The sequence below is a fragment of the Blautia sp. OF03-13 genome, assembly GCF_003460685.1.
GTDB classification, from domain to species: Bacteria; Bacillota; Clostridia; order Lachnospirales; family Lachnospiraceae; genus Fusicatenibacter; species Fusicatenibacter saccharivorans.
In genome coordinates, this window is record NZ_QTVR01000017.1 from 45,709 (window position 1) to 70,572 (window position 24,864).

Genomic DNA, 24,864 nt, shown 5'->3' on the forward strand with positions numbered 1-24,864 from the left:
AAAGTTACTATTTGTTTAGTCTGCTGTCAACTTAAAAATTAATTTATTTTTTCTAATTCTCTTGGTTCCTGATAAAGCTCTTTTAGATCACTGAGAACCTGTACTTTTCCTTTGCGGTCTGCGGTGCTCCAGGCTTTTCGTCAGTTCCATGACAGCCTTCATATAGCAGGCATGATCCTCTCTTAACCGGCCATACCTTCCGCAGCGTTCCGCGCAGACGGTACATCATATTTTTCAGTGCTCCGTACGGATTTTCACTCTTCTCATCCGTCCAGAGTGCTTCGGTTAACTGTTCCAGTGTTACGATATGGTTTTTGTTGCAGATCATATAAACCAGCAGCTTTGTGATCATCGGGGAATGAATCGCTTCCTCGTTGAGGCAGCGTGTTTCATCGTACATGCGGAATCTTCCAGGCAGCTGTACGCGAATCATAAAACATCGTCTCCTTCTAAGAACTCAAGCTCTTTTTCGGTCTGAATTGCCGGCAGTGCACTGTATTTCAGATTCTTTGCCCAGCCTTTTTTCTCCTCGGAGAAGCGCTCGCTGATTCTCTTGTAGACGAGTTCGCATCCTCTCTGGCTGCCGCCCTGCAGCAGAATCACATACTGGGACGGGCTGTATTTTGCAAAGAAATCGGAATGACGCAGGCTGCGTTTCATTACCTCAAGCAGCTTTTCGGACATACGGTCAAGGCGCGGACCGCCTTTTGCCGGGTAACCTTTTCCGTCTGTAATGGTGCACAGCATCAGCCACGGCATCTGTCCGTTCAGCTCGGACATACGGTAAACAAGTCGGTAGCAGTCACGGAATCCGGCGAGGGAACAGAAGAATGCTCCGCCCTTTTCTCCCGGGCTCTCCTGAAGATCTGCCTGTACCTCTTCGATCACGCGGTGTCTGCTGCCCATGCGGCTTCCCAGATAGCGGTACTGCTCCACCAGTTTCTCGCTCGGTGTAACGCCAAGCTCTTCAAAGTAATGTTTCGAGGTCTGCTCGTACAGTTTCATGGCCTCTTTGTATCTCTCCAGGCCGATCAGCGCCTGCATCTGGACTGCCTGCCACTCGTCGAACGGATACAGTTCGGAAGCAACAGAAGTCAGTTTCTGCAGCTCATCGAACTCCTCGTTTTTCAGAAGATACTCACTTACTTCTTTCAGTGCATCGGAATATACTTTTTTCAGCTGCGCGCGCTCCGCCTGTACCCACTCTTCCTCGCCGAAATCTGCAAGGAACTCTCCGGTGTACAGCTCCAGTGCTTCGATCATCTGATCCATGCGCGCTTTCTCGTCCGTCTCTTTTCCTGCTTCCAGGATCTTATTTTTGATATCAATCGCATCTACCTCGACCGGCATCGGGCTGGTCCAGTGGTAAACGCCTTTCTGTGTATAAATGTACTCAAACTGCGGAAGTCCTGCCTCGACAAGGCTTCTTTTCAGGCGATGTACGCCGACACGCAGGCTGTTTGCCGCGTCCGCCACATCTTCTCTTCCGTATGTGCTCTCCAACAGTCTTCCTCTGGAAATTCCATTGTCCTTGTTATAGAGGAAAATCTGCAGAAGTCTCATCGATTTTGTTGCCATTGTTTTCCGGAAGGAAATCGGCTGGTCGCCGTACTCCAGGAAAAAACTTCCCATCATGTGTACTTTTAAAAGCGGTAACTGTTCTGTTTGGTTTTTCATTTCTTCGTTCATACTAACTCCTGTATTGCCTGTTGTGCTCTAATCTCTGTGGTCGGTTGCGCTGCGCTCCGCAATCGGCTGCGGTAACGGGCCGGCGGTTCCCTGTTCGTTCATTTCAAAAACAATTACGGACGCCGGATTTCTGTTTTCTATTTTACATCATTTTAATCAAAAATCCTACTATAAAATGTATAAAATATTAACTTTAACACCGAAAAATTCCTGCTTTTTCTTCTTTTGTCTTGTTATCTTTTTGTCAATCCCATCTCATCCGTAAATTGCCCGCATGATTTTAGCCATCAGCCGCCCTGCAGGCGCCGAGAGCACCAGTACTACAGCAAGAGATACCATGCCGCACCCGAGCAGTGCGCGGTTCACAAGTCCCCGTGCTGAGCAGAATCCGAGGCAGAATCCCTTCTTCCAGGGCCAGAACAGCTTTTCCGGTTTCCGGTTGAAAAAATCGAGCACCAGATGGGACAGAAAGCCCACGGCAAAATAAGCGGACGCATCCGGGTAGATGATGTCCACGCACGCCGTCAGCAATGCCAGCGCCGCAAATGAATGCATGAAGGAGCGGTGCGGCTGCTGTTTCCCATAGGCGCAGATCAGCAAAAATGCTGCCGTTCCGGTGAGGAGACGCAGCACGCTGCTGTCGCTTGTGAGGCGGCGGTAAATTCCAAGATTCAGTTTATACTCCGCAAGAATTGTGAGCACCGCAACTGCAACTGTTGCCGTAATAATCTTATCGGCATCGCGGTGCGCCTGTGAAGTGCCGACATCAATGTCACTGATCAAACCGCCGATCGCGGCAGCCCCGGCACCGGCCACAAGCGCGGGAACCGTCTGCGGCTGTAAAACAGCAAGTGCCGCTGCTGTTCCAATAAAAAAATGTGTTCTTCCAAGCATTTGTCTGTTTTTTCCTTTCGTAAAATTTCCTTTATCATAGCACATTCCCGCCCTTTTATGCAACCATTTGTTCGATTCTTTTACGACCGTATGGTCCTATCAGGATCAAAAAAAGAACCTCCTGCGACCGTTTATCGCCGCAGGAGGTTCTCCTCTGTTTCTGCCTTTATTCCATACTATTTCCAGGTTATCTTATTTCACGTTTTTCCCTTCATTGTATGAATTTTCATTTGACATTTATCGCTCATTTGAGTTATATCTTTATGCTTCATATACCAGTTCACCAGCAAGATACGTCCGGCACACCGGAATGTCTTTGATCGTGCTCTCATCCACCTCAAACGGATTCTGACCCAGTACGACGAAGTCTGCCATCATGCCTTCTGCGATCTGGCCTTTCACGTTCTCCTCGAAACTTGCCTCGGCACTGCGGATCGTGTAACTGTCGAGTGCTTCCTGTACGGTGAATTTCTGATCCGGCAGGTACGGGCCGACATGGTCGCGCAGCGTTGTTCTTGTGACAGCGCACTGCATGCAGGCGAGGGCATCCGGCAGCTCTACCGGGCAGTCAGTTCCGTTGCTGACGGAGACGCCGTTATTCATCAGCGTCTTCCAGCTGTAGCTTGTGCTCGCAAGCTCTTTGCCGACGCGCTCCTCTACGATATGGTTATCGTAATCGAGGAAGATGCTCTGTGCGTAAACGTGAAGATGCATTTTCGCGATTTTTTCAAGCTGATCGGCTCTTGTGATCTGGCAGTGCACGATGCCGTGGCGGTGATCTTCTCTCGGGTTTTCAGCAAGGGCTTTTTCATAGGCACTTAACACGCGGTCGAGGCACGCATCACCGATCGTGTGAACTGCAGCCTGCATGCCGTGTGCATTGGCGTAGCCGATCATCTCATCCATGGTTTCCTGGGTGAATACCGGGATTCCGCAGGTGGACGGGTCGTCTGCGTATGGGCGACTGAGGAATGCTGTTCTCGCACCGAGTGCGCCGTCGCCGAGCATTTTCAGCGGTCCGATTTTAAAGCGGTCTGTGCCGATGCCGGTCACATTTCCAGCCTCAACGAAACCTTTTAAGGATTCCAGATCGGTAAAGTTGCTCTGCTCGTAAACGCGGACGGTCAGCTCGCCGGAATCCTCGAGTTCTTTGTATGCTTCGTTGACGGTCTGCCACGGAACGGCGCGGTAAACGCAGTAATCATCACTCTGGCTGCTGGTGACGCCGTAGCTGTTCAGGGCTTTGCAGGCGCTGCGGATCATATCTTTGATTTCCTCTTTGCTCGGCACCGGAATGCTGTCGTAAACCGGTTCCATTGCATTGTCGAAGAATCTTCCGTCCGGCTCACCGTTTTCCATACCGATCTCTCCGCCCTCCGGCTGCGGGGTATCTGCGGTGACGCCGAGGAGTTCCAGTGCTTTGCTGTTGACTACGAGGCAGTGGCCGCACGCTCTCGTCGCGCAGATCGGAACTTCAGTTGATACGCGGTCAAGATCGTAGCGGTTCGGCATGCGGTCCACGTCCGTGAAGTAATCCTGATTCCAGCCGCGGCCCATCAGCCATGCGCCGTCTTTTCGCGGATGCTCTTTCTGGAAGGTGTCGAGGCAGGCGAGCATATCTTCCAGGCTTTCGGTATGTGCGGCAAGCTGCGCTTTCAGCAGGGAGCTTCCGTAATTTAAAAGGTGCATATGGCTGTCGTTAAAACCGCTGCAGACGAATTTTCCGCCGAGGTCTACAACTTTGTCGCCGGCTGCTGCAAGGGCATCTGCCTCTGCGCTGCTTCCGGCGAAAACAAATTTGCCGTCTTCTACTGCAAACGCTTCGACAAGCGGCAGTTTTCCGGTGTAGACAGCTCCGTTTTTGTAAATTGTTTTCATATCATTATCCTCCTACTGTCATCTAAATTTGATTCTATTCTTTTCTGCCCATTTGCGCAATATACAAATTCAGACACGCTATTCTCTTGCGTGTCTGGATTCGCTTTTGAATATTTTTTATTTCGTTTTCTCTTCGTAGAACAGGCAGGCGTTCTTGTCTACCGTGCCCTGGCCGAAGTTTCTTGCTTTGTAGTCTTTCAGCAGTTTGAAATACTGGTTCGAGAGAATCAGGATCACTGCTACGTTGACGAAGGTCGGGATCGCAGATGTGATATCAACGACAGTCCAGATAAAGCCCTGGTTGTTGGTCTTTACCAGATAGATCGTCCACAGTACGCCCGGCAGAGCGCGGACTGCGTAGAAGATTTTCATGACGATATCTTTCATCTTGCCTTCTTTTTTATACAGATGCTCCAGAATTGCCAGATAGTAGGTGAACCATCCGCCGGAAGTCGTTACAGTGAAAATGACCATGATGACTGCCAGAAGGATGCTTCCAAATTTGCCGAATCCGCTTGCAAATGCACTTAAAGCAAGTGTTCCGCCGTTCGTTCCGTCGGTCCAGTTTCCGCTTAAGATAACGGAAAGTGCGGTGATCGTACAGATAACCATGGTATCAAAGAATACCTCGAAAGATCCCCACAGACCCTGCTCTACCGGATGCGGTGTTTTTGCGGAAGCATGGATCATTGGAGAAGTACCCCATCCAGCCTCATTGGAGTATACGGAACGCGCCATACCCACACGGATAATCTCGCTGACTGCGCAGCCGGCAAAACCGCCGATCGCTGCTGTTCCGGTAAATGCGTTTGTTACGATGGCTGCAAATACGCCAGGAACGCGGTTGATGTTGATGATGATCATGCCAATTCCCATCAAGATATAAAGAACGCTCATAAATGGAACGAGCTTGCTGAACAGACTTGCGATTTTCTTCGTACCGCCGCTTGTAACGACATAGGTCAGAATGCAGAGCAGAACGCCCATCACGATAACGCCTTCTACTTTGAAGCTTCCAAGATTGATATTCTCAATACCGAACGCACCGGCTACGACCTGAGATGCGGTCAGGTTGGAAGAGGTTACGAAGAAGGTGGAGAAAATACCGATGCCGAAGATGAGCGCCGGGATCAGCCACAGCTTGCCCCAGTGGCGCTCCTCGCCAAGTCCGCACTCCATGTAGTAAGTCGGACCGCCGTAGTACTCACCTTTTTCGTTGGTGTGACGGTAGTAGCAGCCGAGGGTAACCTCAACCTGTTTTAATATCATACCAAGCAGAGACGAAAGCCACATCCACATAATGGCTCCCGGGCCGCCTGCTGCAACTGCAGTTGCAACACCGGCGATATTACCGAATCCTACGGTACCGCCGATAGCGGTCGAAATCGCCTCAAACGAGGAAAGCATACCCTTTCCTTCACTTGCTTTGTCTTCTTTCTGGAACAGTTTTCCGCCGGTTCTCTTCATAATCCAGCCAAAGTGACGGAACTGGAAAAATCCAGAACGAACGGTAAAGTACAGACCGGTCAGAATCATCAGCGCGATCAGCGGCACGCCCCAAAGGACACCGTCCAGCCAGTTAAGAAATGCTATCATGTCAAAATCCTCCCTTTTTTCTTTTCCGGCAACAGTTTTCTTCAGACGTATCCTGTAACACCCGTTTCGTCTTTCGTTCTCCAACCAAACAGATTTCCACCCCTGGAACCTTTTGTCACGGTTCCAACTGCAGTACAATAAAAAGAGCAGCGGTCTTCACCACTGCTCCATTAAATCTACGTTCATGAAGCAATAGCTCCTCCACCAGTACGGTGAGAGTGCACAGCCTGTTCGACTGTACCCCAACGCAGACAGTTTTTCGGGAACTGCCCCGTTTCGGCGAATGCTCCTTTCCCTGCCCGTCCCAGACCCCGTTGTCTCAGGACAGCTACTCTTAGCCTTCGCGCCTCTATTGCCGAATATGTATATTGACAGGTATTATCATATGTTTCTTTTCGCTACTTGTCAATCGTTTTTTCGACATTATTTTACAAAAATTTTATATTTTCGAAATTTGTCCTGATTTATTTGACTTTCTTGTCTCCCTCTGACGGCTTCAGCTGGTTGAACTTCCACAGACGCTCCATATAGCCGGACTGCTCTTTGGCCAGCTCTTCCACATTCGGGTTGTAAATGATTCCTTTTACCATTCATTCTCTGTCTGTCATACTGTCCTCCTGTCTGCTGTAGGATCTAAATAAGTATCCCTTCCAGATGATCCATCTCATGCTGGCAGATCTGGGCTGGCCAGCCGGTGAATTTCTGGCGTTGTTTTTTCCAGTTCCAGTCGTAGTATTCGATTTCGATGTTCTGGTACCGCTTTGTTTTCCGCACGCCTGGCAGGGAAAGGCAGCCTTCTTCTGTTTCGTAGGGGCCGCTTTTGCGGACGATCACCGGGTTGAACATGATGATGTCGCGGAATCCGGCGTTTACGATGATGATGCGTTTTTTCACGCCGATCATATTTGCCGCCATGCCGACGCATGCCTCGCGGTTTGCTGCCAGTGTGTCCTGCAGATCTCTTCCCACCTGCAGATCTTCCTCTGTCGCCGGGATGGATTTCTGTCCGAGGAAGAGAACGTCTCTCATAATTGGTTTTACCATTTGTGTTTCCTTTCTCTTTCGGCCTTAAAGGCCGAAATCGTTTAATTTTCTATTTGAATCCGCATATCGCACGATGTGCATCCGATCACGGTTTTTCCGCCTTCCTGCTCCAGTCGTTCTACTGTTCCGCTGCAGAACGGACAGATCCAGTCAATCTGTTTTCCGGCTTTGACGGCCTGCATCATGTTGACGAATTTTGTCGTATCTACATTTTTCGAATTGCAATTCTGCGTCCAATCACCGGAGAGTACTTTTCGCAATTCGCCGTTTTCATTCAGAATAACGGTGTCGCCCTCCTCGATGTTCCAGTCATACAGCATCTGATCCTCCTGGCGGATGCGCGATTCTGTTCCGTTTTCATCTTTCAAAACAACAACTGCCATGACAGGCTCGTCGGCACCGCGCTCCTCACAGCCGAAATCAAGGTCTTCCTCAATTCGCATTACCTGATATTTCATAAAAACGCCCTTTCTTCAAATATAATTCATGCTTTTTTGTATTCCACACGGTTTTTGCTGTTACAAAACTTTTTATTCCTGAATCGTAAAAATCACAACCCGCTCCCGGCTGTCCCCGCCCGGAAACAGATCCATACAGTCGATCTCATCGAGAAATTCCAGTTCCGGCACCGTCATCAGATACGAGATATAAGCATCCGACGGGTAATAGAAAAACAACTGGATCTCCCGCGGATTTTCGTAGTACGATTCCAGCAGTCTTGTCATCGCTTTTCTTAAGATTTCAAGCGAAAACGGGTTAAAAAAATACACCCGGTCCACTTCCGCAGGAACGGGAAAATTTTCGGCGCTCTCCAGCACAAACTCTGTCCGCGCGCCGGAGACCGCCGCTTTTTTATTTTCCACCGCCTTCGCATAAATCCGGTCATCATACTCCACACCGATGGACCGGCACCGGGTCTGCGCCGATAAGAAGAAATCCACGCGGCCCTTTCCGCATCCGTAATCGAGCAGCGTATTTCCCTTTCGGATCATCCCTGTGTTTGCCATCCGTTCCAGCACGCAGTATGGGGTCGGCTCATACGGATACCGGTACAGATCCGACCGGCTGTCGTCCCGCCCCATTGTGTGGATCTGAAGCAATCTGTCCCAGCGGTTCTCGTTTTTATCTTCTCTCATCGCCCGTCTCCCGATACTGATACTGTTCAAATAATTCCAGATATTCTTTCTCCACTGCATCAAACGGCCGCACCGCGTAGTCCAGCGTGATGTGAAGCTTCGGTGCATCCCCCTCCTGCGGCTCCTCCAGCAGATTCGTCAAATCGTACCACAGCAGATCATTGTCGATCTGTTTCATCATCCGCTGCTCCTCCGCCCTCAGATCACTGCCAAGATATTTCTCATAAATCACCGAAAGCAGATGGTCCTCAATCTCGCGGTACCGCGGCATCTCCTGCTTTAATGGCCGCGGCACGTCCGACATGTAGCACTCGCTTGCGTCATGCAGAAGACACGCCAGCACCAGCCGCCGGGAATAGCCGCGCGCGGCAGCCTCTTTCGCACAGCAGATGCAGTGCTCTCCCACTGACCAAAACGTCGTCACATGGCCGTTTCCGCGGCAGATCATCGGCAGCGCATGCGCAAAATCTTCCACACAGAGCAGCCCCGGATCAGGATGTACGGGATCGAAGTGTTTTCTTGTATACGTCGTTATCGTACTCATTCTTTAACCTCGCTGTACGGCTTTACTGCCGGCTGTCCCGCGTGCGGCTCGCCGATGATTTTTTCCATCCAGACCATATCGTACCAGCGGTCGAATTTGTAGCCGCAGTTGTGGAAGGTTCCCACGAGTTCGAATCCGAGATGCGCATGGAACTCGGCGCTGTTTTTCGTCAGATATTCATCCTCGACCTGCGGATAGCCGATGCAGGCGTAGAGGTTCAGAATGCCCATTTTTTCAGGCGGTCCGCCAGCTCTTCATACAGTCTCCGGCCAAGACCTCCTTTTCTTGCATTGGGATCGAGATAAATGGTCAGCTCGCTCGACCAGTCGTATGCGGCGCGGCCGACAAAGGCATGTGCGTATGCATAACCTTCGATTTTTCCATCCTGCTCGATGACGAGGTATGGATATTTTTTCATGATATCACGCATGCGGTTCTCAAATTCTTCCAGAGACGGCACGTCCCACTCGAAAGAAATGACGGTGTATTCTACATAATAAGCATAAATCTCCAGAATGCGTGCGGCATCCTCTATTTTTGCATCTCTGACAGTAATTGTACTCATAATAAACTCCTCCTCTGACCGTACTGCTTGCGTTTTCTGAACTTTATCTTATCACTCCGCTGAAAAATGGACAACATGATTTCCAGATTTCCTTTTTTTCTAAATTTTTCTGTGCTCTTTGCTTTCTTTCCTGTATAATAAAAGAAACAAGACGGATCACTATTTTTCTTCTTAATGAAAGAAAGGAACGTGCCTATGAAAATTTTAAATCTCGAAAACGAAAACCGGAAATTCACCAAATCCATCGAAAATTTCCACGTCATGGAATATCTCCAGGATTCCAGCGTCTCGCCGATGACTGCCATGGAGGAGTATTACATGAGCAAAATGAATGTGCGCCGCCGCCAGGTTGTCATTGAACTGGACAAGGAGCACTCCGCGATTATCCAGTCCGGTGCGATGCAGTGGATGGGCGGCCATGTACAGGCGACCGCCGGAATCAAAGGGATCGGCGACCTGTTCGGAAAGGCCATCAAAGGCGCCATGACAAAGGAATCTGCCGTAAAACCGGAGTACGTCGGCGACGGATATCTCGTGCTGGAACCGACCTACAAATACATCATTCTTGTGGATGTCGAGAAATGGGGCTCCTCCGGAATGACGATTGAGGACGGCATGTTCCTCGCCTGCGACGGCAGAGTCAAAACCAAACTGACCGCCCGCAAGAGCATTTCCTCCGCTGTCCTCGGCGGCGAAGGCTTCTTCAATCTGAGCCTCGTCGGCAGAGGCGCCGTTGCCCTCGAAAGCAACGTACCTGAGGACGAGCTGATCGAAGTCGAACTCGAAAACGACGAACTGAAAATCGATGGAAACCTCGCCGTCTGCTGGTCCTCCAACCTTGATTTCACCGTAGAGCGCTCCACCGGAACCCTCGTCGGCTCCGCCGTCAGCGGTGAAGGCCTCGTCAACGTCTACCGCGGAACCGGCCGCGTCCTCATGAGCCCGGTCGCCCCGACAGATTCCCTGCTGACTGCAACCAACACGACCCAGGTGAACCCCGCTGTGAAGAACAACCTTCCGCCGGAAAATTAAATTCGAATCCTCTCCGCCCCTATGCCTAATACGCATAGAAAAAAGTCAAATTAAACCTCGTTTTTGATTGACACTTTCTTCAAAGCATGTTAGCGTAAAATACGCACTTATCTTTACATTCTTAAGAAAAACCATACGATAAAATACATGTTCTGGAGAAAATGATGAATAGAATAAACTGGACTGAACTGAAACCGCAGATTCAGCAGGTCGGGCGATTAAGTCTGCCTGCGATTCTTACACAGATTACTACGATTGCGATGCAATACATTGATTCCGCGATGGTCGGCGCGCTTGGGGCGAATGCTTCGGCGGCGATCGGGCTGGTTTCGTCGACGACGTGGCTCCTCAGCGGTGCGATTTATGCGGTTTCAGCCGGTTTTTCTGTTCAGGTAGCGCATCAGATCGGGGGAAATCATGACAAGAAGGCAAGGGATGTTGTGCGGCATGGCATCGCGTCCGCGCTTGTTGTGTCGGCTGTTTTGTGCCTGATCGGGCTTCTGATCAGTCATCCGCTGCCGGGGTGGCTCGGCGGTGCGCAGGAGATCCGGCGGAATGCCACGCTCTATTTTATGATGTTTGCCATCATGCTTCCGTTTTCCCAGCTCAACTCGCTGATGTCGTCCTTCCTGCAGTGCAGCGGTGATATGGTGACGCCCAGTATTTTAAATGCCGTCATGTGCGTGCTCGATGTCATTTTCAATGCTCTTTTGATTCCGGTTTTCGGTGTCATGGGTGCCGGTATGGGAACGATGCTGGCCTGCGCCGTCATCAGCCTCACGGGTGCCTGGTTCTGTTGTGTCCGCAATCCGCGGCTGCGTCTCCGCCGGAAGGAAAAAACGGTTTTCGATGCGAAAATTCTGAAAACTGCATTCAAAATCGGTGTGCCGGTTGCCGTACAGGAAATCGCGATGAACAGCGCCATGGTTGCTGCCACCATGCTGATTGCCCCGCTCGGCTCCATTGCGATTGCGGCCAATTCGTTCGCCGTCACCGCCGAAGGCCTCTGCTACATGCCAGGCTACGGCATCGGTTCCGCCGCGACAACGCTCGTCGGCAGAAGCTACGGCGCCGGAAATTACAAGCTGGCGAAACGCTACGGAAATATCTGCATTGCCATGGGCGCAGTCCTGATGGCCATCACTGGAGGTCTGATGATGATCTTCTGTCCGTTCGTCTTTAGCATTCTGACTCCTGACCCGCAGGTTCGCTCGTTTGCCGCCGAGGTACTCCGCATCGAACTGCTCGCCGAGCCGTTTTTCGGCGCTTCCATCGTTGCCGCCGGAGCCCTCCGCGGAACAGGCGATACGTTTGTGCCGAGCCTTCTGAACCTTGGCAGCATCTGGGTCATCCGCCTCGGTCTCGCGGTGCTTCTCATCACCCCGCTCGGCCTGCGCGGCATGTGGATCGCCATGGCTATCGAGCTCTGCATCCGCGGACTGCTGCTGCTTTACCGCCAGCATACATCGAAATATTATAAAATATCATAAACGCCATACAAAAAAGAGGTGATCTGCCGGCACAGAGCAGATCATCTCTTTTTTTGCATCCTGCTTATTTTTTGTTTTTCATTCCAAAGTTTTTCTGTTCATCCTCGCGGAACAGACGGTTTTTATCCTTATAAGACTGAAACGCATGTTTTGTCGCCTTCCACATGGTCCGGAACGAGAGCCCCTGTTCTTTATCATATTTCGATGGCAGTAAAAGATAGCAGAGAAGGGAAATCAGTACGCCGATGCCGGTATCCAGAATCCGGGCAAGCGTATAGAAAACAACTCGTTCCTCACCAACTGTGTAAAGTACCACAAAGTAGACCACGATTCCCGGCTGGATCGCAGAGTCCGCCTGCAGTGCCAGATTGCACCACAATACCAGGCAGAGCCCCGCCGCCAGCCACAGAAAAGCCGGAATTCCAAACGGCTGTTTCTGATACAGCATGTAGAATGGAATGACCAGGATTCCTCCCACAAACGTTCCGATCAGGCGATTGATTCCATTGTGGAATCCCTCTTCAAACCGGCTCCCAACCCCGTACACTGCGCCGATCAGCGCAAAGCAGGGGTTGCGGCCGCCGGGAATCAGATATTCATAAATCAGGGAAGTCAGCAGAACAACCACCGCTGTCCGCCACATGCGTTCCGTCAGACGGGGTGATTTGAAATCCTTCAGCGGCGTGAGCTGCCACTTATTTTTCACCTCCGCCCGGTCCAGCATTTCCTGTGGTCCCATAGGCTGCTCCTGTCAAAAACTCTTATTATTTGATAAATTATTTGATAAACTTCACTTCCGGATAAATTGCCTGTTTTGCAGCCTCTTTGCGCTCGTTGAAAACAACTTTGTTCTCTTCAAACAGGTTGCGTCCTTCTGCATCAATAGAAACGATCAGCGGACCAAACTCTTTTACTTTATTGCACCATAACGTCTCCGGCATTCCCAGTTCATCCCAGTGATGCTCTGCAATTCTTTCCACCTCAGTCGCGGCAACAACCGCGCAGCCTGCCGGGAAGACACAGTGAATGGCACCGAATTCTTTACATGCACGCTCGGTATTCGGACCCATGCCGCCTTTTCCGACAATGACACGTACGCCGGTCAGTTTTGTAAATTCATACTCGAATTTCTCCATACGCATGGAAGTAGTCGGTCCGACAGAAACCATCTCGTAATCATCTTCTGTTCCCTCAATTTTCCGTACGATCGGGCCGGCATGGAAAATTGCCTTGTCTTTGATATTATATGGAAGCTCTCTTCCGTACTCAACGAGTCTGCGGTGTGCAACGTCACGGCAGGTCATGAGATCGCCGTCCAGCCAAACAATATCTCCGATGTGGATATCTTTCAGGTCTTCTGCGCTTACCGGTGTAATCAGAACTTTTTTATCTCCTCTAATTTCGATCATAATTCGTACCTCCGTTTATGCATTAAATTTCCAGGTGGAATGTGTATCACAAGTTACTGTCAGATCAGGATTTACCACGATATGGCCGCGGCGGTGGGACCAGCATCCCACATTTACGGCAACGCCGATCGTGGATGGATGGCGGGCGGTGTTTTCAATGTTTACACCCATAACGGAATATTTTCCGCCCATTCCCTGCGGTCCAAGGCCGATGGCATTGATGCCGTCTTCCAGCAGACGCTCCATTTTTGCTGCATTTGCATTTTCATTGTGGGAACCGATCGGGCGCATCAGCGCTTTCTTTGAATTTAATGCTGCGGTTTCGATGGATGTTCCAACTCCAACGCCGACAAGAAGCGGAGGACACGCATTTAAGCCGTAGCTTGTCATCTGATCCAGTACGAAATCGGTGATTCCTTCATATCCTGCACCTGGCATCAGAACCATCGCTTTTCCAGGAAGCGTACATCCGCCGCCTGCCATGTAAGCGTAGATTTCGCATTTGTCACTGTTCGGAACGATATCCCACCATACGGTCGGGGTTCCTTTTCCTACGTTTTTCTTGGTATTGTACTCATCAAAAGTCTCTACCGAGTTGTGGCGGAGCGGTGCTGCAAAGGTAGCCTGTACAACGGCCTCTTTCAGCAGGCCTTCCAGTTCATTGATGTACGGAAAATTCGTTCCGCATTTCAGCCAGAACTGAAGCACGCCGGTGTCCTGGCAGCTCGGACGGTTTAATTCCACCGCCAGTTTCTGGTTTTTGGTCATCGTCTCATACAGTGCTTTCGGAAGCGCTGCTGTTTCCTGGGAGCCCAGCTCCTCCAGCTTTGCAACTACATCGTCCGGCAGCTTTTTGCCGATGTGGGCAACAAAATCAGCTACCATGTCTGTTAAAACTTTTACTCCATTTTCGTTTGTCATAATATACCTCCTATGAATGATTTTCATGAGTGAACTTTGTGGTGCGGGGCAGGAATTTTCTGCCCCTTGTAGTGTGTGATACCTGTTTATGCGAAGGAATGCTTATCATGGATAAAAAGGAAACAGGATGGGCAGCAGTATCATGCAGATTGCAAAGGATACGAGGATCAGAGGCAGGCCGGATTTTACATAATCCTTGAATTTATAGCCTCCGAGTCCGACTACCATCGTGTTTGCAGGCATACCAATTGGTGTTGCATACGCGCAGGAACCGGCGATAACAGTTGCAATCACAACGGACCGCGGGTCTGCTCCAAGGCTGTTTGCAAGAGAAACAGCGATCGGAATCATAAGTGCCGTAGTGGCTGTATTTGACATAAAGTTGGTCAGTACACAGGTTACCAAGAAAATTACCAGGAGAAGCAGAATCGGATTTGGATTGGATCCGAGCAGACCGACGATTTTATCGGCGATCATACTTCCTGCCCCTGTGACATCCAGTGCTTTTGCCAGGGAAAGAGAGCCTCCAAAGAGGAGAACTACTTTTAAGTCAATGGAATTCAACGCTTCTTTTTCTGTCAGAACCCCGGTCAGCACCAAAAAGAGTGCGCCAAGACAGGCGGAAAGCTGAATACTGATTCCAATTAATTCTTCGAAAATCATAGCGAAAATTACAACGATCAGAACAACAAGTGAAATGATCTGTTTCCATTTCGGAACATTGCTGAAATCTTTCTGCTCTTCCAGGTTCTGGGCTGCTTCGTTCTGATTCTGCGGAAGAAGTTTATATCCAAAACAGACGAAGTAGAGGATTCCTATCAGCAGCATCGGAATTCCGATTGGCGCGTACATGAAAAAGCTGGTTTTGATTCCCATCTCCTGCAGTGCATTGACGCCCATCAAATTTCCCGGCGCTCCGATGATAGAGAGGTTTCCGCCGAGGGCTGCCGCGAATACAAGCGGCATCAGCAGGTGGCTTCTGGAATAACCGGACTCATCTGCGATTCCACAGACAACCGGGATCAGTACGGCAGCGGTTCCGGTGTTGGATAAGAATCCGGACATCACGCCGGCAATTACCATAATGGCGATGATCAGTGTTTTTTCGGTTTTGGCAAAGCGGGTTACAAGTCCTCCGATTTTGTTTGCCATTCCCGTCTCGAAAAGTGCCTGGCCGACAACAAACATGCCGATGCAGAGGATAACGTTGCTGTTTACGTATTGAGAGAAAGTCGTTGATACATCCAGAATTCCGGTGAGAGTCAATCCAAGCGCACAGATCGAAGCTGTCAGACCCAGCGGAATTTTCTCCAGAATGAAGCTGACAATCGCAAATACCAGAAACAGCAATGTGATTGTGGTTTGAGACATTCCCAAATCTCCTTTCGTTTTTTCAGTTTTCTTTTTCTTGAAAAGCATCGGCCGAACACGTTTCTTTTGTTACTTGTATTATACGGCGTGTACTGGTTAAAAAACAAATTGGTGGAATACATGACCCCATAAAAAATTTTTATATTCGCAAAACAGGGGCTCTTTTTTTGTGCATTTTTACCTGGTTTTGCGGGAAACCGAAAAAAAATATAGAAACATTTACGTCTCTATGGTATCTTAATGGTAATATAACGTTGTCTCAACGAACATTTGGAGGGGAAAAATGACTTTAAATCAGCTTCGTTACTTCTGTATGGCAAGCCGGTGCCACAGTATTACAAAAGCAGCCGAGGAATTGTACGTGACGCAGCCGACCGTATCGGTTGCTATCCGTGATCTTGAAATTGAATTCGGCGTCAGTCTCTTTTCCAGAAAGGGAAATCAGTTAATTCTGACGCGTGAAGGGGAGGAATTTTATCAGAAAGCAAATTATATTCTCCAGTACTGCAATGAGCTGCAGGCGGATTATTCCAATCTCTCCCGTGTGCGCCCGCCGATCCGCATTGGTATTCCGCCGATGCTGAGCACCGTCTTTTTTCCCGAGCTTCTTCTCGCTTTTTCAGAAGAGCATCCCGAAATTGCGGTATCTCTTGAGGAGTATGGTTCGGTCCGTGCCTGTAATCTGGTGCAGGATGACACACTGGATCTGGCGCTTGTCAATATGGAACAGTATAATATTGATAAATTTCACCATGCCGTTCTTGCGGATGACCAGGTCGTATTTTGTGTAGCAAAAAACCACCCCCTGGCAGGCAGAGAAGTGGTTTCCATTCAGGATATGGCAAAACAGCCCTTAATTTTCTTTAATGCTGACTCGGTGCAGAATCAGCTCCTGAAGCTGCGGTTCGAACTTGAGGGGTATACACCGAATATCATTATGCGGAGCAGTCAGATTTACACGACACTGCAGTTTTTAAAGACGGGCCGCTATGCCTGTTTTCTGTATTCCAGCATGACTGATAAATTTCCGGAAATCATCGGCATTCCGATGCAGACACCAATTCGAGTGAAAATCGGCATGATATGGAAGAAAAGCAGATACATCAGCAGCGATATGCAGACGCTGATCTCTTTTACAAAAAAGTATTATCAGATGCATTCGTTGATTCCATCGGACAAAAAAACGAGCGGGGATTGAATATATCCCCGCCGTTTTCTGTAATCTTTTTTTATTTCTCTGGAAAATCGTATCGTACAATCTCACAGTTTTTCACACCAAATGCCGCATATTCTTCATTCGTCATATCGTGAAAATACGACTGCACGACACGCGCAATGCCGTTGTGTGCGACGAGAATATACGTTTTTTCATCGGATTCTTCCCGAATTTCATCCAGCAGATTATAGTTTCTCTGCGCCAGCCGCAGAGTCGATTCGCCGCCCTCGTGGCTCATTGCGAAGCATTCCTTCGCCTTTTTGAAGTCCGCTCCATCGCGTGCTGTGGACTCCCATTTTCCAAAATTCTGCTCCGTCAGCCGCGGCTCCGGCCGCGCCGGGATGCCGGTCATCTCGGAAATATGTTTCGCGGTGTCTGCCGCACGAACCAGCGGGGAATACAGAATCTCATCCGCCTGAATCCCCTCTTTCAGGATTTTCTCCCCGGTCTCAACCGCCTGCTGATGCCCAAATTCCGTCAATGCAATATCCGTCGCCCCACAGATCTTATTCTCCACATTCCAGATCGTCTGCCCGTGACGCACAAAATAAAAATGTCCCATGAAATGATTCCTCCTGCTTATCCTCGTCAAATGTTTCTTTCTTTTCAGAATATCACAAGCCCGCATCTGCCGCAATGAACTGTTTTTAAAAACTCCATTTCCACCAGATGAATCTTATTTTATTCACTTTTTGTACCTTTTCTTTAATTCATTTTCAATTTTTAAACGTCTCAACCTCCACAACCCGGTCTTTCCCTTTCGTTCCCCAGATCATCAGATGGGCCTTATATTCCACCGAATCCCGTGCATAAAAGAATGGCTCCTCGCGCAGCAATGATGCGCGTTTTCCTTCGGCTTCCAGTATCTTTTTCCGTTTCATTGCCTGCTCCTGGATTTTTCGGATCTGGGTTCCTTCTTCGCCGGTGAAGCGTCGTTTCGGGTAATTCTGTCCTTCGCGGGCCAGTTTTTTTTCCAGTAAATCCACGACTTTCGCGTGGCGGCTCGTATGCAGCAGTTTTGCGATCTGTTTTGCGAGGAGTTTTCCCTGCCATTTTTCATAAAGTGCAAGATACCGCAGCAGCACTTTATCGCCTGCCTCCGATGCCAGTTTTTTCATCTCCGTAATTGCCTCTTCCGTCGCTTCCCACCACGGGCATGACGGTACGAGATACTGATCCGGCACCGCCGGGTAGCAGCAGAAATTGAGCGGCGGGAAATTGGCCAGCGATGCCAGACGCATTTCTTCCTCGGTGCAGAACGCCTCGCCGAGGTATTCCAGCTTGTCCCGCAGGATCGCAATACGGAACTCAATCTGCCGCAGATACTCGTATCCGTCCACCCAGAAATGACCCGTTTTTCCGTAATCAAACAGATGCACTTCCAGCGAAAGGCGGCTGAAAAACAGCGTGCACACCGTCTCTCCCTGCCGCACGATCAGAACGTACTGCTCCCCGTCTTTTTCCAGTGCAGCATCTATTTCTCCCTCGTATTCCTTCTGATACGTTCCCGTCAGCTCCGCGTCATGAAAAACGAGAAAGCTCTCTGCCGCATCGTTCATCAGATAAACAAGCCAGATCTCCTTTTCTCCTCCCCCGTACCGCTCACCCGGAAGCAGCAGCTCGAACTGCCCCTGCGAAAGAAGCACATCCAGCCTTTCCAGTTCCTCGGTCCATGTGATATTTTCTGCAATTTCCATTCCGTGATTCTCCCCTGTTTTCTTTTACTTCCTATGATACACTATAAAAAGGCTCCACTGCAATCCAAAGCAGTAGAGCCCCTTCTCCAAATTTTTCTGTTATTAATCCGTCTCGCTCCGCGGCAGTCCATCCACCAGAACCAGACATACCGACAGCAGCAGAAAAAGAATACCAAAAACCGCTGCTGAAATTCGTTTTTTCATACTGTTCCTCCTCTCGTATTTTCTTTTCACAGGCAATAAAAAAGCACCATAGATTCTCCTACTGTGCATTTCAGTCATTTCTCCCTATTTATTTTATAAGAAATGTTCCATATTTACGCAGCTGGCTGCCATTTTACAGGCCCTGTAGCTTTGCGTCACAGCCTTTCGACTGCTTTGCCGAGATTCTTTTTTTATTTTAATTCATTGCTGTAAGACTCTCTTCTCCTTTCCCATCGGAATATGATATAATGACCTCTGGATTTTGGCAGATTACTGTTTTTAACATTGGAGGTGTACGATGAAATACAGACTCATGACAGAAAACGATTTAGAATATGTTGTCGAAAAAAATAATGAATACTACAACAATGTCGAAGGCTGCTGCTGGACCTATGAAAAAGCCTATAAGAGAATTTATCAGGTACTCACAATGGAAATTTCCTGAAGTAAACTGCGGAATCGCAAGTATGTGTTTCGTCTTGAAAAAGCAGCAAAAATATAGTATAATATTTTTGTTGCTGACTCGGCTGAAACATTTATAATTCTTGTTTCTGTAGCTCAGTAGGATAGAGCGTCCCCCTCCTAAGAGAAAGCCGAGGCATTCCCCAAAGGGAAAAAATGAAAAACAACTTTCAGTTCGAATCTATTCTGAAAAATGCTAATGGTGACAACAAAGCATTCCCAAAATTGGGGAACGTTCTAATGTTACCAAATCAAAAAAATCTGTAGATTGACAACTCGAAAAAGAGTTGATAATCTTATATATGGCCGAAGGGAAAAATCCCAGAAACCCAGTAAAATCAAGGGTTTGCGGCATGTGTCGTCATAGCTCAGCTGGATAGAGCACTCGCCTCCTAAGCGAGGGGTCGGAGGTTCAAATCCTCTTGGCGACGGGCTTCAAAGCGTTCGAAAATGTTAGCTGGATTAGCTGACAACGAACGCTTTTGTTATTTTCAAATCACGTTCGTGACACAAAATTCCATTCAAAATGATCAATTTCCAGCTAACGCAATCCGATTTTTGTTAGCTGACAGCTAATCAAAATTACCGGTTTGCAAACATGGGTTTTAAGAAGTCCAGCTAACATTTGGGTTCCGCTCCGTTGTCACCCCTTATTCGGGGATGTAAATCAGAGAAAAGGCGGGAAAAGAAACAATCTCTCCCAAACCTGCAAACATGAATTAGCTGAAACAGTATTTAATTCTATTAGCTACAGCTAATGGTCAAACAGCAATGTCTGTTTGGAACTTTACTATCTATAAAAGTTCCAGGCAGGCATTTTTTATTTTCTGAATCCTGGAGGAAAGGAGTCAAGATGACTGAGCCAAACAGACAATCAGGAGAAAACGAAGAAAGAATCATAGAAATTGAGATTGAGCGTCTTCGTCCGTTCAAAGAGCACCCGTTTCAAGTAAAAGATGATAAGGAAATGTTTCTTCTGCAGGAAAGCATTGAGAAGTATGGAATTTTAAATCCGCTAATCGTCAGACCAGTACCGGATGGATACTATGAGATCATATCCGGTCACAGAAGAAAACATGCTGCGGAGAAACTGGGATACCGTAAAGTACCAGTAATCATCCGGGTATTAAGTGAAGATGATTCCATTTTAAGCATGGTAGATTCTAATCTTCACAGAGAACGGATCAGCTACAGTGAAAAAGCTTTTGCTTACAAACTGAAGAATGACGTATTAAAAAGAAAAAGTGGTCGAAAAAAGAGCCAAGTTGACCACAAAACACCAAGAAAGCGGGCAATAGAAATCATCAGTGAAGATTGTGGTGATAGCCCAAAACAAGTGCAGCGTTATATCTCACTGACAAAACTGATACCGGAAATGCTGCAGAAACTGGATGATGAGATCATTTCTTTTTGTCCGGCTGTAGAGATAGCTGCATTAAGTGAAAAAGAGCAAAAGGAACTGCTTGTAGCAATGGAGTATGCACAGGCAATCCCATCACTCTCACAGGCCCAGAGGATCCGGCAAATGAGTAAAGAAAAGCAGTTGTCACTGGAAAAGATGGAAGAAATCATGTGTGAGGTTAAAAAGGGTGAAATCACAAGAGTGGCTTTCACAAACGAACAGCTACATAAGTATTTTCCGAATTCCTATACACCGGCAATGATGAAGCGGGAAATACTGGCACTGTTGAAATTATGGAAAAAAGAATCATGGGAAAGTTAAAGGAGGAAGAAATCATGTGTAAAGTTATATCCGTAGTAAACCAGAAAGGCGGCGTTGGAAAGACCACCACAACCGTAAATGTAGGCATTGGACTGGCAAGAGAAGGTAAGAAAGTGTTGCTGATTGACGCGGATCCACAGGGAAGTTTAACAGCAAGTCTTGGATATGAGGAACCGGATGATCTTCGCATCACACTGGCAACGATCATGATGGATGTCATCAACGAAGAAGAAATCTCTCTGGAAGATGGTATCTTACATCACCAGGAAAATGTAGATCTACTTCCGGCAAATATTGAGCTTTCTGCCCTGGAAGTAACGATGGGAAATGTTATGAGCAGAGAAATGATCATGAAGGAATATATCGATGCGATAAGATGCCGATACGATTATATCCTGATCGACTGTATGCCAAGCCTTGGTATGATGACAATCAATGCACTGGTCTCCTCTGATTCTGTGCTGATACCTGTACAGGCCGCATATCTGCCTGTTAAAGGACTTCAGCAGCTGATCAAGACCATTCTTACAGTAAAGAAAAGACTGAACCGGAAACTGGCGATTGAGGGCATTCTCCTGACTATGGTAGATTTCAGAACCAATTACGCAAGAGACATTGCATCGAGAGTACATACACCTACGGAAGCCAGATTGAAGTATTTGAAAATGTGATCCCGATGTCTGTAAAAGCAGCTGAGACCAGTGCAGAGGGAAAAAGTATTTACATGCACTGTCCGAAAGGAAAAGTTGCCGAGGCATATATGAAATTGACACAGGAGGTTTTGAGTAATGAAAAATAGAAGTGGCGAAAAGATTAAACTGGCAAGTATTGATGAACTGCTTGGTGTGGTAAATGAAGAGTCAGCAATGGAGATAGAAATTAGTAAGATCCATCCGTTTAAGAATCATCCGTTCAAGGTGCTGGATGATGAAAAGATGCAGGATCTGGTTGAAAGTGTAAAGATCAATGGAGTACTGACTCCGGTACTGCTTCGCATGGATGAAAATGAAGAATATGAAATGGTATCCGGTCACAGAAGAATGCATGCAGCACAGCTTGCAGGACTTACGACTATTCCGGCAATCGTAAGAGAATTATCGGATGATGATGCCATTGTGGCGATGGTGGACGCTAACATTCAGCGAGAGGAACTGTTGCCGAGTGAGAAAGCTTTTGCTTATAAGATGAAATTAGCAGCTATGAAAAGACAAGCAGGAAGACCAAAAAGTAATTCTGGCCAAAATGACCAGAATTTAATAGGAACTGTATCTAGGGATGTATTAGCAGAGCAAGTTGGAGAAAGTTCTAAACAGATTCAGCGTTACATTCGCCTGACAGAATTGATTCCTGAACTTCTTGATCTGGTAGATAACAAAAAGCTTCAATTCACGGTTGCTGTAGATATCTCTTACATCGATAAGGAAGTACAGGGATGGATTTACGAATATATCTGCGACACAGGATTTATCAAACCAAAACAGATTGCAGCACTCAGAAATCAGCTGAATGATGGACCAATCAATCAGATCCAGATGTTATCAATTTTCAATAACTGTGTGATGGCAAAGAAAGTATCCCGGTCTCTTACTTTCTCAGAAAAGAAACTGACAAAGTACTTTCCGGATGATTATACAGCCAAAGATATGGAGCAGGTGATTGAATCATTATTAGAAAAATGGATGCAGGAACAGTCCTGTTAAGGATAGAAAATGCTAAGAAAACAAAGTCAAAGAAGTTTAAAAAGAGGACTTCTTAGCAGAAAATGAAAGGAGGAAACTATGGAGAAAAAAATGACATTTAATTATTTTTACGGTACCGAAGCTGATCAGTTCAGCTTCTACCGCATACCAAAAGCATTATTTACAGACAGTTATTTTAAAGATTTATCGAGCGATGCTAAAATTTTATATGGACTGATGTTGGATCGAATGTCTCTTTCCATCAAGAATCAGTGGTTTGACGACAAAAACAGAGCATATATCTACTTTTCCATCGAAGATATCATGGAATTACTGAACTGTGGCAGAAATAAAGCCATTAAATCCATGAGAGAACTGGATGACGAAACAGGGATTGGTCTGATTGAGAAACGCAGACAGGGATTTGGAAAGGTGAACGTTATCTACGTGAAAACCTTTATGCCTGAGAAAACAGATGAGAAAAAATTTGGAGAGGAATTAAAGAAGTTTAAAAAACAAACTTCTGTGGAAAATGAGGAATCTACAGAAGTTTACAATTCAAACTTCATGAAGTCCCAAAATCAAACTTCTAGAAGTCCCGAAAACAAACTTCAAGAAGTTTACATTTCAAACCCTAATAATACTAATCTTAGTGATACTGAAATGAATGATAATAAATCTAATCATATCATATCTGTGGATGAGAAAAGATTTGATAGCGATAATCACTCTGAGGATTATCAGGCTTATGAAAACCTTGTCAAAGAGACCATTGATTATGAATCACTGGAAGTAACCCATCATGACGATATGCGACAGGTAGATGAAATCGTGAACCTGATCGTAGAGACTGTGATGTGTAAAAACGACAAGATATTGATTGCCAGCAACTGGTATCCGGCATCACTGGTGAAGAAAAAATTTCTGATGTTGACCTATTCACATATCGAGTATGTCTTACACTGTATGAGTGGTAACACCACAAAGGTGAAGAATATCAAGAAATATTTGTTAGCAGCCCTGTTTAATGCACCGTCAACGATGAACGGGTATTATCAGGCAGAGGTGAACCATGATATGCCAGGACTGGTAAGATAGGAGGTGCACATGTTTATTTTAAAATTTGCTGGGAAGATATTATTACTGCCAGTATGGCTGATCCTTTTTGTGATCGGCCTGGCAGTAAAGATGACAGTACAGACTTATGCGGTTGTCAGAGGGATCCTTGGGTTTATATTCACTTTGTTGATTATAGCAACTGCATACTGTTACCATGACTGGGTACAGGTTGCATTTCTGTTTTCGCTGAGTGTAATTCTGTATCTGATCCTGTTTGCAGGAGTGTTCGTAGATACTGTACTGGACATGACAAGAGAACGTATTATTGATTTTATTATATCGTGAGGAGGATATGAAAATGAGCGAAAACAATGATTATATTCAGTTACCACCACTTAAAAAAGACACACCGTCCGATGTGGTAGCATTTATGTGGGAGTACATGAAAGTACCGGAGGATTCAAGAGAAAAAGTTAAGAATCTGCTTAAAGATGCAAATGAAAATGGCGTAAAATTAAGTCATCAGGCACCAACACTGTATGATGTTGTCCCAAAAGAAGAAATTACTGAATTTGAAGAGCTTATACGCAAAACCATAGCTGACATTGTATCAGAAGCCAGTAGCATTGCCTGTTGGGTGTATGTGCAGAAATATGTGAAACAGAAAACTCTTGACGAAATGCTACAAGAATTGCCAGGAGCAGGCCAGTTTATCATTGTCATGGATACCTGGTTCGAAAGACTGATGGCGGAATAATGGATGCTATGATAGAATAAAGAAAACGATTTGAAGTGCAAATCGGAATTTGATGAAGAAGCAAAAATGTATGCATGGGCACCGTTGGGATGTGGTAATTATGCCCCTAACTTTTTTGGGACTTCTGTGCCGGAGGTGGTGGAAGTAAGAGAAAATCCAGATGGTACGGTTACATTAACGGTAAATGCAGTATGCGACATGGTTATCTGTGATGATGCTCTTATTACGCATGATTTAACAGTGAAATTCAAAGAAGATGGGAGTTTTCAATATTTAGGGAATGAAATCCGGAAAGAGGATAGAAACAATGTCCCGGAATATCAGTATCGTGTGAAGGGAGAAATCAAGAATGGTAGTTGAAGAATTTCATGATCAGAAAATTATATATCACTTAAATATAGACGAAGAAGTAAACAATATTTTAATGCATCTTAGTTCGTTAAAAACTATAAAGACTAATAGAGTAATCAAAGGTACAACTTTGGTGGGTGCTTTTTA

At 47.0% G+C, this 24,864-nt stretch carries 28 protein-coding genes, 1 tRNA gene, 1 pseudogene and 2 riboswitches; of the genes and pseudogenes, 12 read left to right on the forward strand and 18 right to left on the reverse strand.

Features of this window, described 5'->3' with window-relative positions:
* Nucleotides 1-82 precede the first annotated feature (82 nt).
* The 12 genes from DXA55_RS12775 to DXA55_RS18900 all read right to left on the reverse strand — a co-directional run bounded on the left by DXA55_RS12775 (nt 83) and on the right by DXA55_RS18900 (nt 9,346).
* A complete protein-coding gene (locus DXA55_RS12775) occupies nt 83-433 on the reverse strand; it encodes a helix-turn-helix domain-containing protein (RefSeq protein ID WP_055266839.1) in 351 nt (116 codons plus the stop codon).
* Nucleotides 430-1,689, reverse strand: a complete 1,260-nt coding sequence (locus DXA55_RS12780; protein WP_055266837.1) for an AfsR/SARP family transcriptional regulator — start codon at nt 1,687-1,689, stop codon at nt 430-432. The genes DXA55_RS12775 and DXA55_RS12780 overlap by 4 nt, the downstream gene beginning before the upstream one ends.
* A 255-nt stretch (nt 1,690-1,944) precedes the next feature.
* Entirely contained in the window at nt 1,945-2,583 is a 639-nt protein-coding gene (locus tag DXA55_RS12785) for a metal-dependent hydrolase (protein WP_070103710.1), read from the reverse strand.
* 261 nt (nt 2,584-2,844) lie between these two features.
* Nucleotides 2,845-4,461 carry an amidohydrolase gene (locus DXA55_RS12790; protein ID WP_117805124.1) on the reverse strand — a complete coding sequence of 539 codons (1,617 nt, stop codon included), beginning with the start codon at nt 4,459-4,461 and terminating at the stop codon, nt 2,845-2,847.
* A gap of 117 nt (nt 4,462-4,578) precedes the next feature.
* Nucleotides 4,579-6,057, reverse strand: a complete 1,479-nt coding sequence (locus DXA55_RS12795) for an alanine/glycine:cation symporter family protein (RefSeq protein ID WP_117510525.1) — start codon at nt 6,055-6,057, stop codon at nt 4,579-4,581.
* Nucleotides 6,058-6,242: 185 nt separating this feature from the next.
* Nucleotides 6,243-6,417, reverse strand: a riboswitch (Lysine riboswitch).
* A 104-nt stretch (nt 6,418-6,521) separates the two neighbouring features.
* Nucleotides 6,522-6,647: a maltose acetyltransferase domain-containing protein gene (locus DXA55_RS12800; protein WP_117510523.1), complete on the reverse strand. Its 126-nt coding sequence runs from the start codon at nt 6,645-6,647 to the stop codon at nt 6,522-6,524.
* Between the two features lie 43 nt (nt 6,648-6,690).
* Nucleotides 6,691-7,101, reverse strand: a complete 411-nt coding sequence (locus DXA55_RS12805; RefSeq protein ID WP_022461821.1) for a peptide deformylase — start codon at nt 7,099-7,101, stop codon at nt 6,691-6,693.
* A gap of 41 nt (nt 7,102-7,142) precedes the next feature.
* Nucleotides 7,143-7,559, reverse strand: coding sequence for a hypothetical protein (locus tag DXA55_RS17340; RefSeq protein WP_199605820.1), 417 nt, complete (start codon nt 7,557-7,559; stop codon nt 7,143-7,145).
* 72 nt (nt 7,560-7,631) lie between these two features.
* Nucleotides 7,632-8,237 carry an SAM-dependent methyltransferase gene (locus DXA55_RS12815; protein ID WP_117814378.1) on the reverse strand — a complete coding sequence of 202 codons (606 nt, stop codon included), beginning with the start codon at nt 8,235-8,237 and terminating at the stop codon, nt 7,632-7,634.
* A complete protein-coding gene (locus DXA55_RS12820; RefSeq protein WP_117814379.1) occupies nt 8,224-8,781 on the reverse strand; it encodes a hypothetical protein in 558 nt (185 codons plus the stop codon). Before DXA55_RS12820 ends, DXA55_RS12815 begins: the two co-directional genes overlap by 14 nt.
* A complete protein-coding gene (locus DXA55_RS18895) occupies nt 8,778-9,011 on the reverse strand; it encodes a GNAT family N-acetyltransferase (protein WP_330415274.1) in 234 nt (77 codons plus the stop codon). Before DXA55_RS18895 ends, DXA55_RS12820 begins: the two co-directional genes overlap by 4 nt.
* The gene (locus DXA55_RS18900; protein ID WP_330415275.1) at nt 8,999-9,346 is read right to left on the reverse strand and encodes a GNAT family N-acetyltransferase; all 348 of its coding nucleotides are present in this window, start codon (nt 9,344-9,346) and stop codon (nt 8,999-9,001) included. The genes DXA55_RS18895 and DXA55_RS18900 overlap by 13 nt, the downstream gene beginning before the upstream one ends.
* 195 nt (nt 9,347-9,541) lie before the next feature.
* On the opposite strand from DXA55_RS18900, the gene DXA55_RS12830 reads away from it, so the two are divergent.
* Entirely contained in the window at nt 9,542-10,378 is an 837-nt protein-coding gene (locus DXA55_RS12830; RefSeq protein WP_117814380.1) for an AIM24 family protein, read from the forward strand.
* 164 nt (nt 10,379-10,542) lie between these two features.
* Nucleotides 10,543-11,868, forward strand: a complete 1,326-nt coding sequence (locus DXA55_RS12835) for an MATE family efflux transporter (RefSeq protein ID WP_242998534.1) — start codon at nt 10,543-10,545, stop codon at nt 11,866-11,868.
* Nucleotides 11,869-11,932: 64 nt separating this feature from the next.
* Here the strand turns inward: DXA55_RS12835 and DXA55_RS12840 are convergent, their stop codons facing one another.
* From DXA55_RS12840 to DXA55_RS12855, 4 genes are all read right to left on the reverse strand, one after another.
* Complete coding sequence (locus DXA55_RS12840) at nt 11,933-12,607, reverse strand: FUSC family protein (protein WP_022461591.1); 675 nt, start codon at nt 12,605-12,607, stop codon at nt 11,933-11,935.
* A gap of 37 nt (nt 12,608-12,644) precedes the next feature.
* Complete coding sequence (ttdB, locus tag DXA55_RS12845) at nt 12,645-13,277, reverse strand: L(+)-tartrate dehydratase subunit beta (RefSeq protein WP_022461435.1); 633 nt, start codon at nt 13,275-13,277, stop codon at nt 12,645-12,647.
* A 15-nt stretch (nt 13,278-13,292) separates the two neighbouring features.
* The gene (ttdA, locus tag DXA55_RS12850) at nt 13,293-14,198 is read right to left on the reverse strand and encodes a L(+)-tartrate dehydratase subunit alpha (RefSeq protein ID WP_022461434.1); all 906 of its coding nucleotides are present in this window, start codon (nt 14,196-14,198) and stop codon (nt 13,293-13,295) included.
* 105 nt (nt 14,199-14,303) lie between these two features.
* On the reverse strand, nt 14,304-15,569 hold the full coding sequence (locus tag DXA55_RS12855; RefSeq protein ID WP_117814385.1) for an SLC13 family permease: 1,266 nt from the start codon (nt 15,567-15,569) through the stop codon (nt 14,304-14,306).
* A gap of 283 nt (nt 15,570-15,852) precedes the next feature.
* On the opposite strand from DXA55_RS12855, the gene DXA55_RS12860 reads away from it, so the two are divergent.
* Nucleotides 15,853-16,767, forward strand: coding sequence for a LysR family transcriptional regulator (locus DXA55_RS12860; RefSeq protein WP_022461432.1), 915 nt, complete (start codon nt 15,853-15,855; stop codon nt 16,765-16,767).
* Nucleotides 16,768-16,798: 31 nt separating this feature from the next.
* Here DXA55_RS12860 and DXA55_RS12865 read toward each other — a convergent pair whose 3' ends face one another.
* The gene (locus tag DXA55_RS12865; RefSeq protein WP_117814382.1) at nt 16,799-17,347 is read right to left on the reverse strand and encodes a histidine phosphatase family protein; all 549 of its coding nucleotides are present in this window, start codon (nt 17,345-17,347) and stop codon (nt 16,799-16,801) included.
* 154 nt (nt 17,348-17,501) lie between these two features.
* Nucleotides 17,502-18,482: a DUF3878 family protein gene (locus DXA55_RS12870; RefSeq protein ID WP_117814383.1), complete on the reverse strand. Its 981-nt coding sequence runs from the start codon at nt 18,480-18,482 to the stop codon at nt 17,502-17,504.
* Between the two features lie 317 nt (nt 18,483-18,799).
* Nucleotides 18,800-18,875: riboswitch (cyclic di-GMP riboswitch) on the reverse strand.
* Nucleotides 18,876-18,984: 109 nt separating this feature from the next.
* On the opposite strand from DXA55_RS12870, the gene DXA55_RS17140 reads away from it, so the two are divergent.
* From DXA55_RS17140 to DXA55_RS12915, 9 genes and pseudogenes are all read left to right on the forward strand, one after another.
* Nucleotides 18,985-19,131, forward strand: coding sequence for a hypothetical protein (locus DXA55_RS17140; RefSeq protein ID WP_158565086.1), 147 nt, complete (start codon nt 18,985-18,987; stop codon nt 19,129-19,131).
* Nucleotides 19,132-19,505: 374 nt separating this feature from the next.
* Nucleotides 19,506-19,579, forward strand: a tRNA-Arg gene (locus tag DXA55_RS12875).
* Nucleotides 19,580-19,905: 326 nt separating this feature from the next.
* The gene (locus DXA55_RS12885; protein ID WP_117762203.1) at nt 19,906-20,871 is read left to right on the forward strand and encodes a ParB/RepB/Spo0J family partition protein; all 966 of its coding nucleotides are present in this window, start codon (nt 19,906-19,908) and stop codon (nt 20,869-20,871) included.
* Between the two features lie 14 nt (nt 20,872-20,885).
* Nucleotides 20,886-21,670, forward strand: a pseudogene (locus DXA55_RS12890) (ParA family protein).
* Entirely contained in the window at nt 21,660-22,571 is a 912-nt protein-coding gene (locus DXA55_RS12895) for a ParB/RepB/Spo0J family partition protein (RefSeq protein WP_015514764.1), read from the forward strand. Before DXA55_RS12890 ends, DXA55_RS12895 begins: the two are co-directional and overlap by 11 nt.
* A gap of 78 nt (nt 22,572-22,649) precedes the next feature.
* Nucleotides 22,650-23,648, forward strand: coding sequence for a DUF6017 domain-containing protein (locus tag DXA55_RS12900; RefSeq protein ID WP_117762204.1), 999 nt, complete (start codon nt 22,650-22,652; stop codon nt 23,646-23,648).
* Nucleotides 23,649-23,657: 9 nt separating this feature from the next.
* A complete protein-coding gene (locus DXA55_RS12905) occupies nt 23,658-23,954 on the forward strand; it encodes a hypothetical protein (protein ID WP_008708038.1) in 297 nt (98 codons plus the stop codon).
* Nucleotides 23,955-23,961: 7 nt separating this feature from the next.
* On the forward strand, nt 23,962-24,366 hold the full coding sequence (locus DXA55_RS12910) for a hypothetical protein (protein ID WP_117762205.1): 405 nt from the start codon (nt 23,962-23,964) through the stop codon (nt 24,364-24,366).
* Between the two features lie 30 nt (nt 24,367-24,396).
* Complete coding sequence (locus DXA55_RS12915) at nt 24,397-24,726, forward strand: DUF6070 family protein (protein WP_106492073.1); 330 nt, start codon at nt 24,397-24,399, stop codon at nt 24,724-24,726.
* Nucleotides 24,727-24,864: the final 138 nt, after the last annotated feature.

What these genes read in the sequence shown, in the direction of transcription:
- DXA55_RS12775 (WP_055266839.1), bottom strand. Translation starts at nt 433, where the DNA reads ATGATTCGCGTACAGCTGCCTGGAAGATTCCGCATGTACGATGAAACA.
- DXA55_RS12780 (WP_055266837.1), bottom strand. Translation starts at nt 1,689, where the DNA reads ATGAACGAAGAAATGAAAAACCAAACAGAACAGTTACCGCTTTTAAAA.
- DXA55_RS12785 (WP_070103710.1), bottom strand. Translation starts at nt 2,583, where the DNA reads ATGCTTGGAAGAACACATTTTTTTATTGGAACAGCAGCGGCACTTGCT.
- DXA55_RS12790 (WP_117805124.1), bottom strand. Translation starts at nt 4,461, where the DNA reads ATGAAAACAATTTACAAAAACGGAGCTGTCTACACCGGAAAACTGCCG.
- DXA55_RS12795 (WP_117510525.1), bottom strand. Translation starts at nt 6,057, where the DNA reads ATGATAGCATTTCTTAACTGGCTGGACGGTGTCCTTTGGGGCGTGCCG.
- DXA55_RS12800 (WP_117510523.1), bottom strand. Translation starts at nt 6,647, where the DNA reads ATGGTAAAAGGAATCATTTACAACCCGAATGTGGAAGAGCTGGCCAAA.
- DXA55_RS12805 (WP_022461821.1), bottom strand. Translation starts at nt 7,101, where the DNA reads ATGGTAAAACCAATTATGAGAGACGTTCTCTTCCTCGGACAGAAATCC.
- DXA55_RS17340 (WP_199605820.1), bottom strand. Translation starts at nt 7,559, where the DNA reads ATGAAATATCAGGTAATGCGAATTGAGGAAGACCTTGATTTCGGCTGT.
- DXA55_RS12815 (WP_117814378.1), bottom strand. Translation starts at nt 8,237, where the DNA reads ATGAGAGAAGATAAAAACGAGAACCGCTGGGACAGATTGCTTCAGATC.
- DXA55_RS12820 (WP_117814379.1), bottom strand. Translation starts at nt 8,781, where the DNA reads ATGAGTACGATAACGACGTATACAAGAAAACACTTCGATCCCGTACAT.
- DXA55_RS18895 (WP_330415274.1), bottom strand. Translation starts at nt 9,011, where the DNA reads ATGGGCATTCTGAACCTCTACGCCTGCATCGGCTATCCGCAGGTCGAG.
- DXA55_RS18900 (WP_330415275.1), bottom strand. Translation starts at nt 9,346, where the DNA reads ATGAGTACAATTACTGTCAGAGATGCAAAAATAGAGGATGCCGCACGC.
- DXA55_RS12830 (WP_117814380.1), top strand. Translation starts at nt 9,542, where the DNA reads ATGAAAATTTTAAATCTCGAAAACGAAAACCGGAAATTCACCAAATCC.
- DXA55_RS12835 (WP_242998534.1), top strand. Translation starts at nt 10,543, where the DNA reads ATGAATAGAATAAACTGGACTGAACTGAAACCGCAGATTCAGCAGGTC.
- DXA55_RS12840 (WP_022461591.1), bottom strand. Translation starts at nt 12,607, where the DNA reads ATGGGACCACAGGAAATGCTGGACCGGGCGGAGGTGAAAAATAAGTGG.
- ttdB (WP_022461435.1), bottom strand. Translation starts at nt 13,277, where the DNA reads ATGATCGAAATTAGAGGAGATAAAAAAGTTCTGATTACACCGGTAAGC.
- ttdA (WP_022461434.1), bottom strand. Translation starts at nt 14,198, where the DNA reads ATGACAAACGAAAATGGAGTAAAAGTTTTAACAGACATGGTAGCTGAT.
- DXA55_RS12855 (WP_117814385.1), bottom strand. Translation starts at nt 15,569, where the DNA reads ATGTCTCAAACCACAATCACATTGCTGTTTCTGGTATTTGCGATTGTC.
- DXA55_RS12860 (WP_022461432.1), top strand. Translation starts at nt 15,853, where the DNA reads ATGACTTTAAATCAGCTTCGTTACTTCTGTATGGCAAGCCGGTGCCAC.
- DXA55_RS12865 (WP_117814382.1), bottom strand. Translation starts at nt 17,347, where the DNA reads ATGGGACATTTTTATTTTGTGCGTCACGGGCAGACGATCTGGAATGTG.
- DXA55_RS12870 (WP_117814383.1), bottom strand. Translation starts at nt 18,482, where the DNA reads ATGGAAATTGCAGAAAATATCACATGGACCGAGGAACTGGAAAGGCTG.
- DXA55_RS17140 (WP_158565086.1), top strand. Translation starts at nt 18,985, where the DNA reads ATGAAATACAGACTCATGACAGAAAACGATTTAGAATATGTTGTCGAA.
- DXA55_RS12885 (WP_117762203.1), top strand. Translation starts at nt 19,906, where the DNA reads ATGGTCAAACAGCAATGTCTGTTTGGAACTTTACTATCTATAAAAGTT.
- DXA55_RS12895 (WP_015514764.1), top strand. Translation starts at nt 21,660, where the DNA reads ATGAAAAATAGAAGTGGCGAAAAGATTAAACTGGCAAGTATTGATGAA.
- DXA55_RS12900 (WP_117762204.1), top strand. Translation starts at nt 22,650, where the DNA reads ATGGAGAAAAAAATGACATTTAATTATTTTTACGGTACCGAAGCTGAT.
- DXA55_RS12905 (WP_008708038.1), top strand. Translation starts at nt 23,658, where the DNA reads ATGTTTATTTTAAAATTTGCTGGGAAGATATTATTACTGCCAGTATGG.
- DXA55_RS12910 (WP_117762205.1), top strand. Translation starts at nt 23,962, where the DNA reads ATGAAAATGAGCGAAAACAATGATTATATTCAGTTACCACCACTTAAA.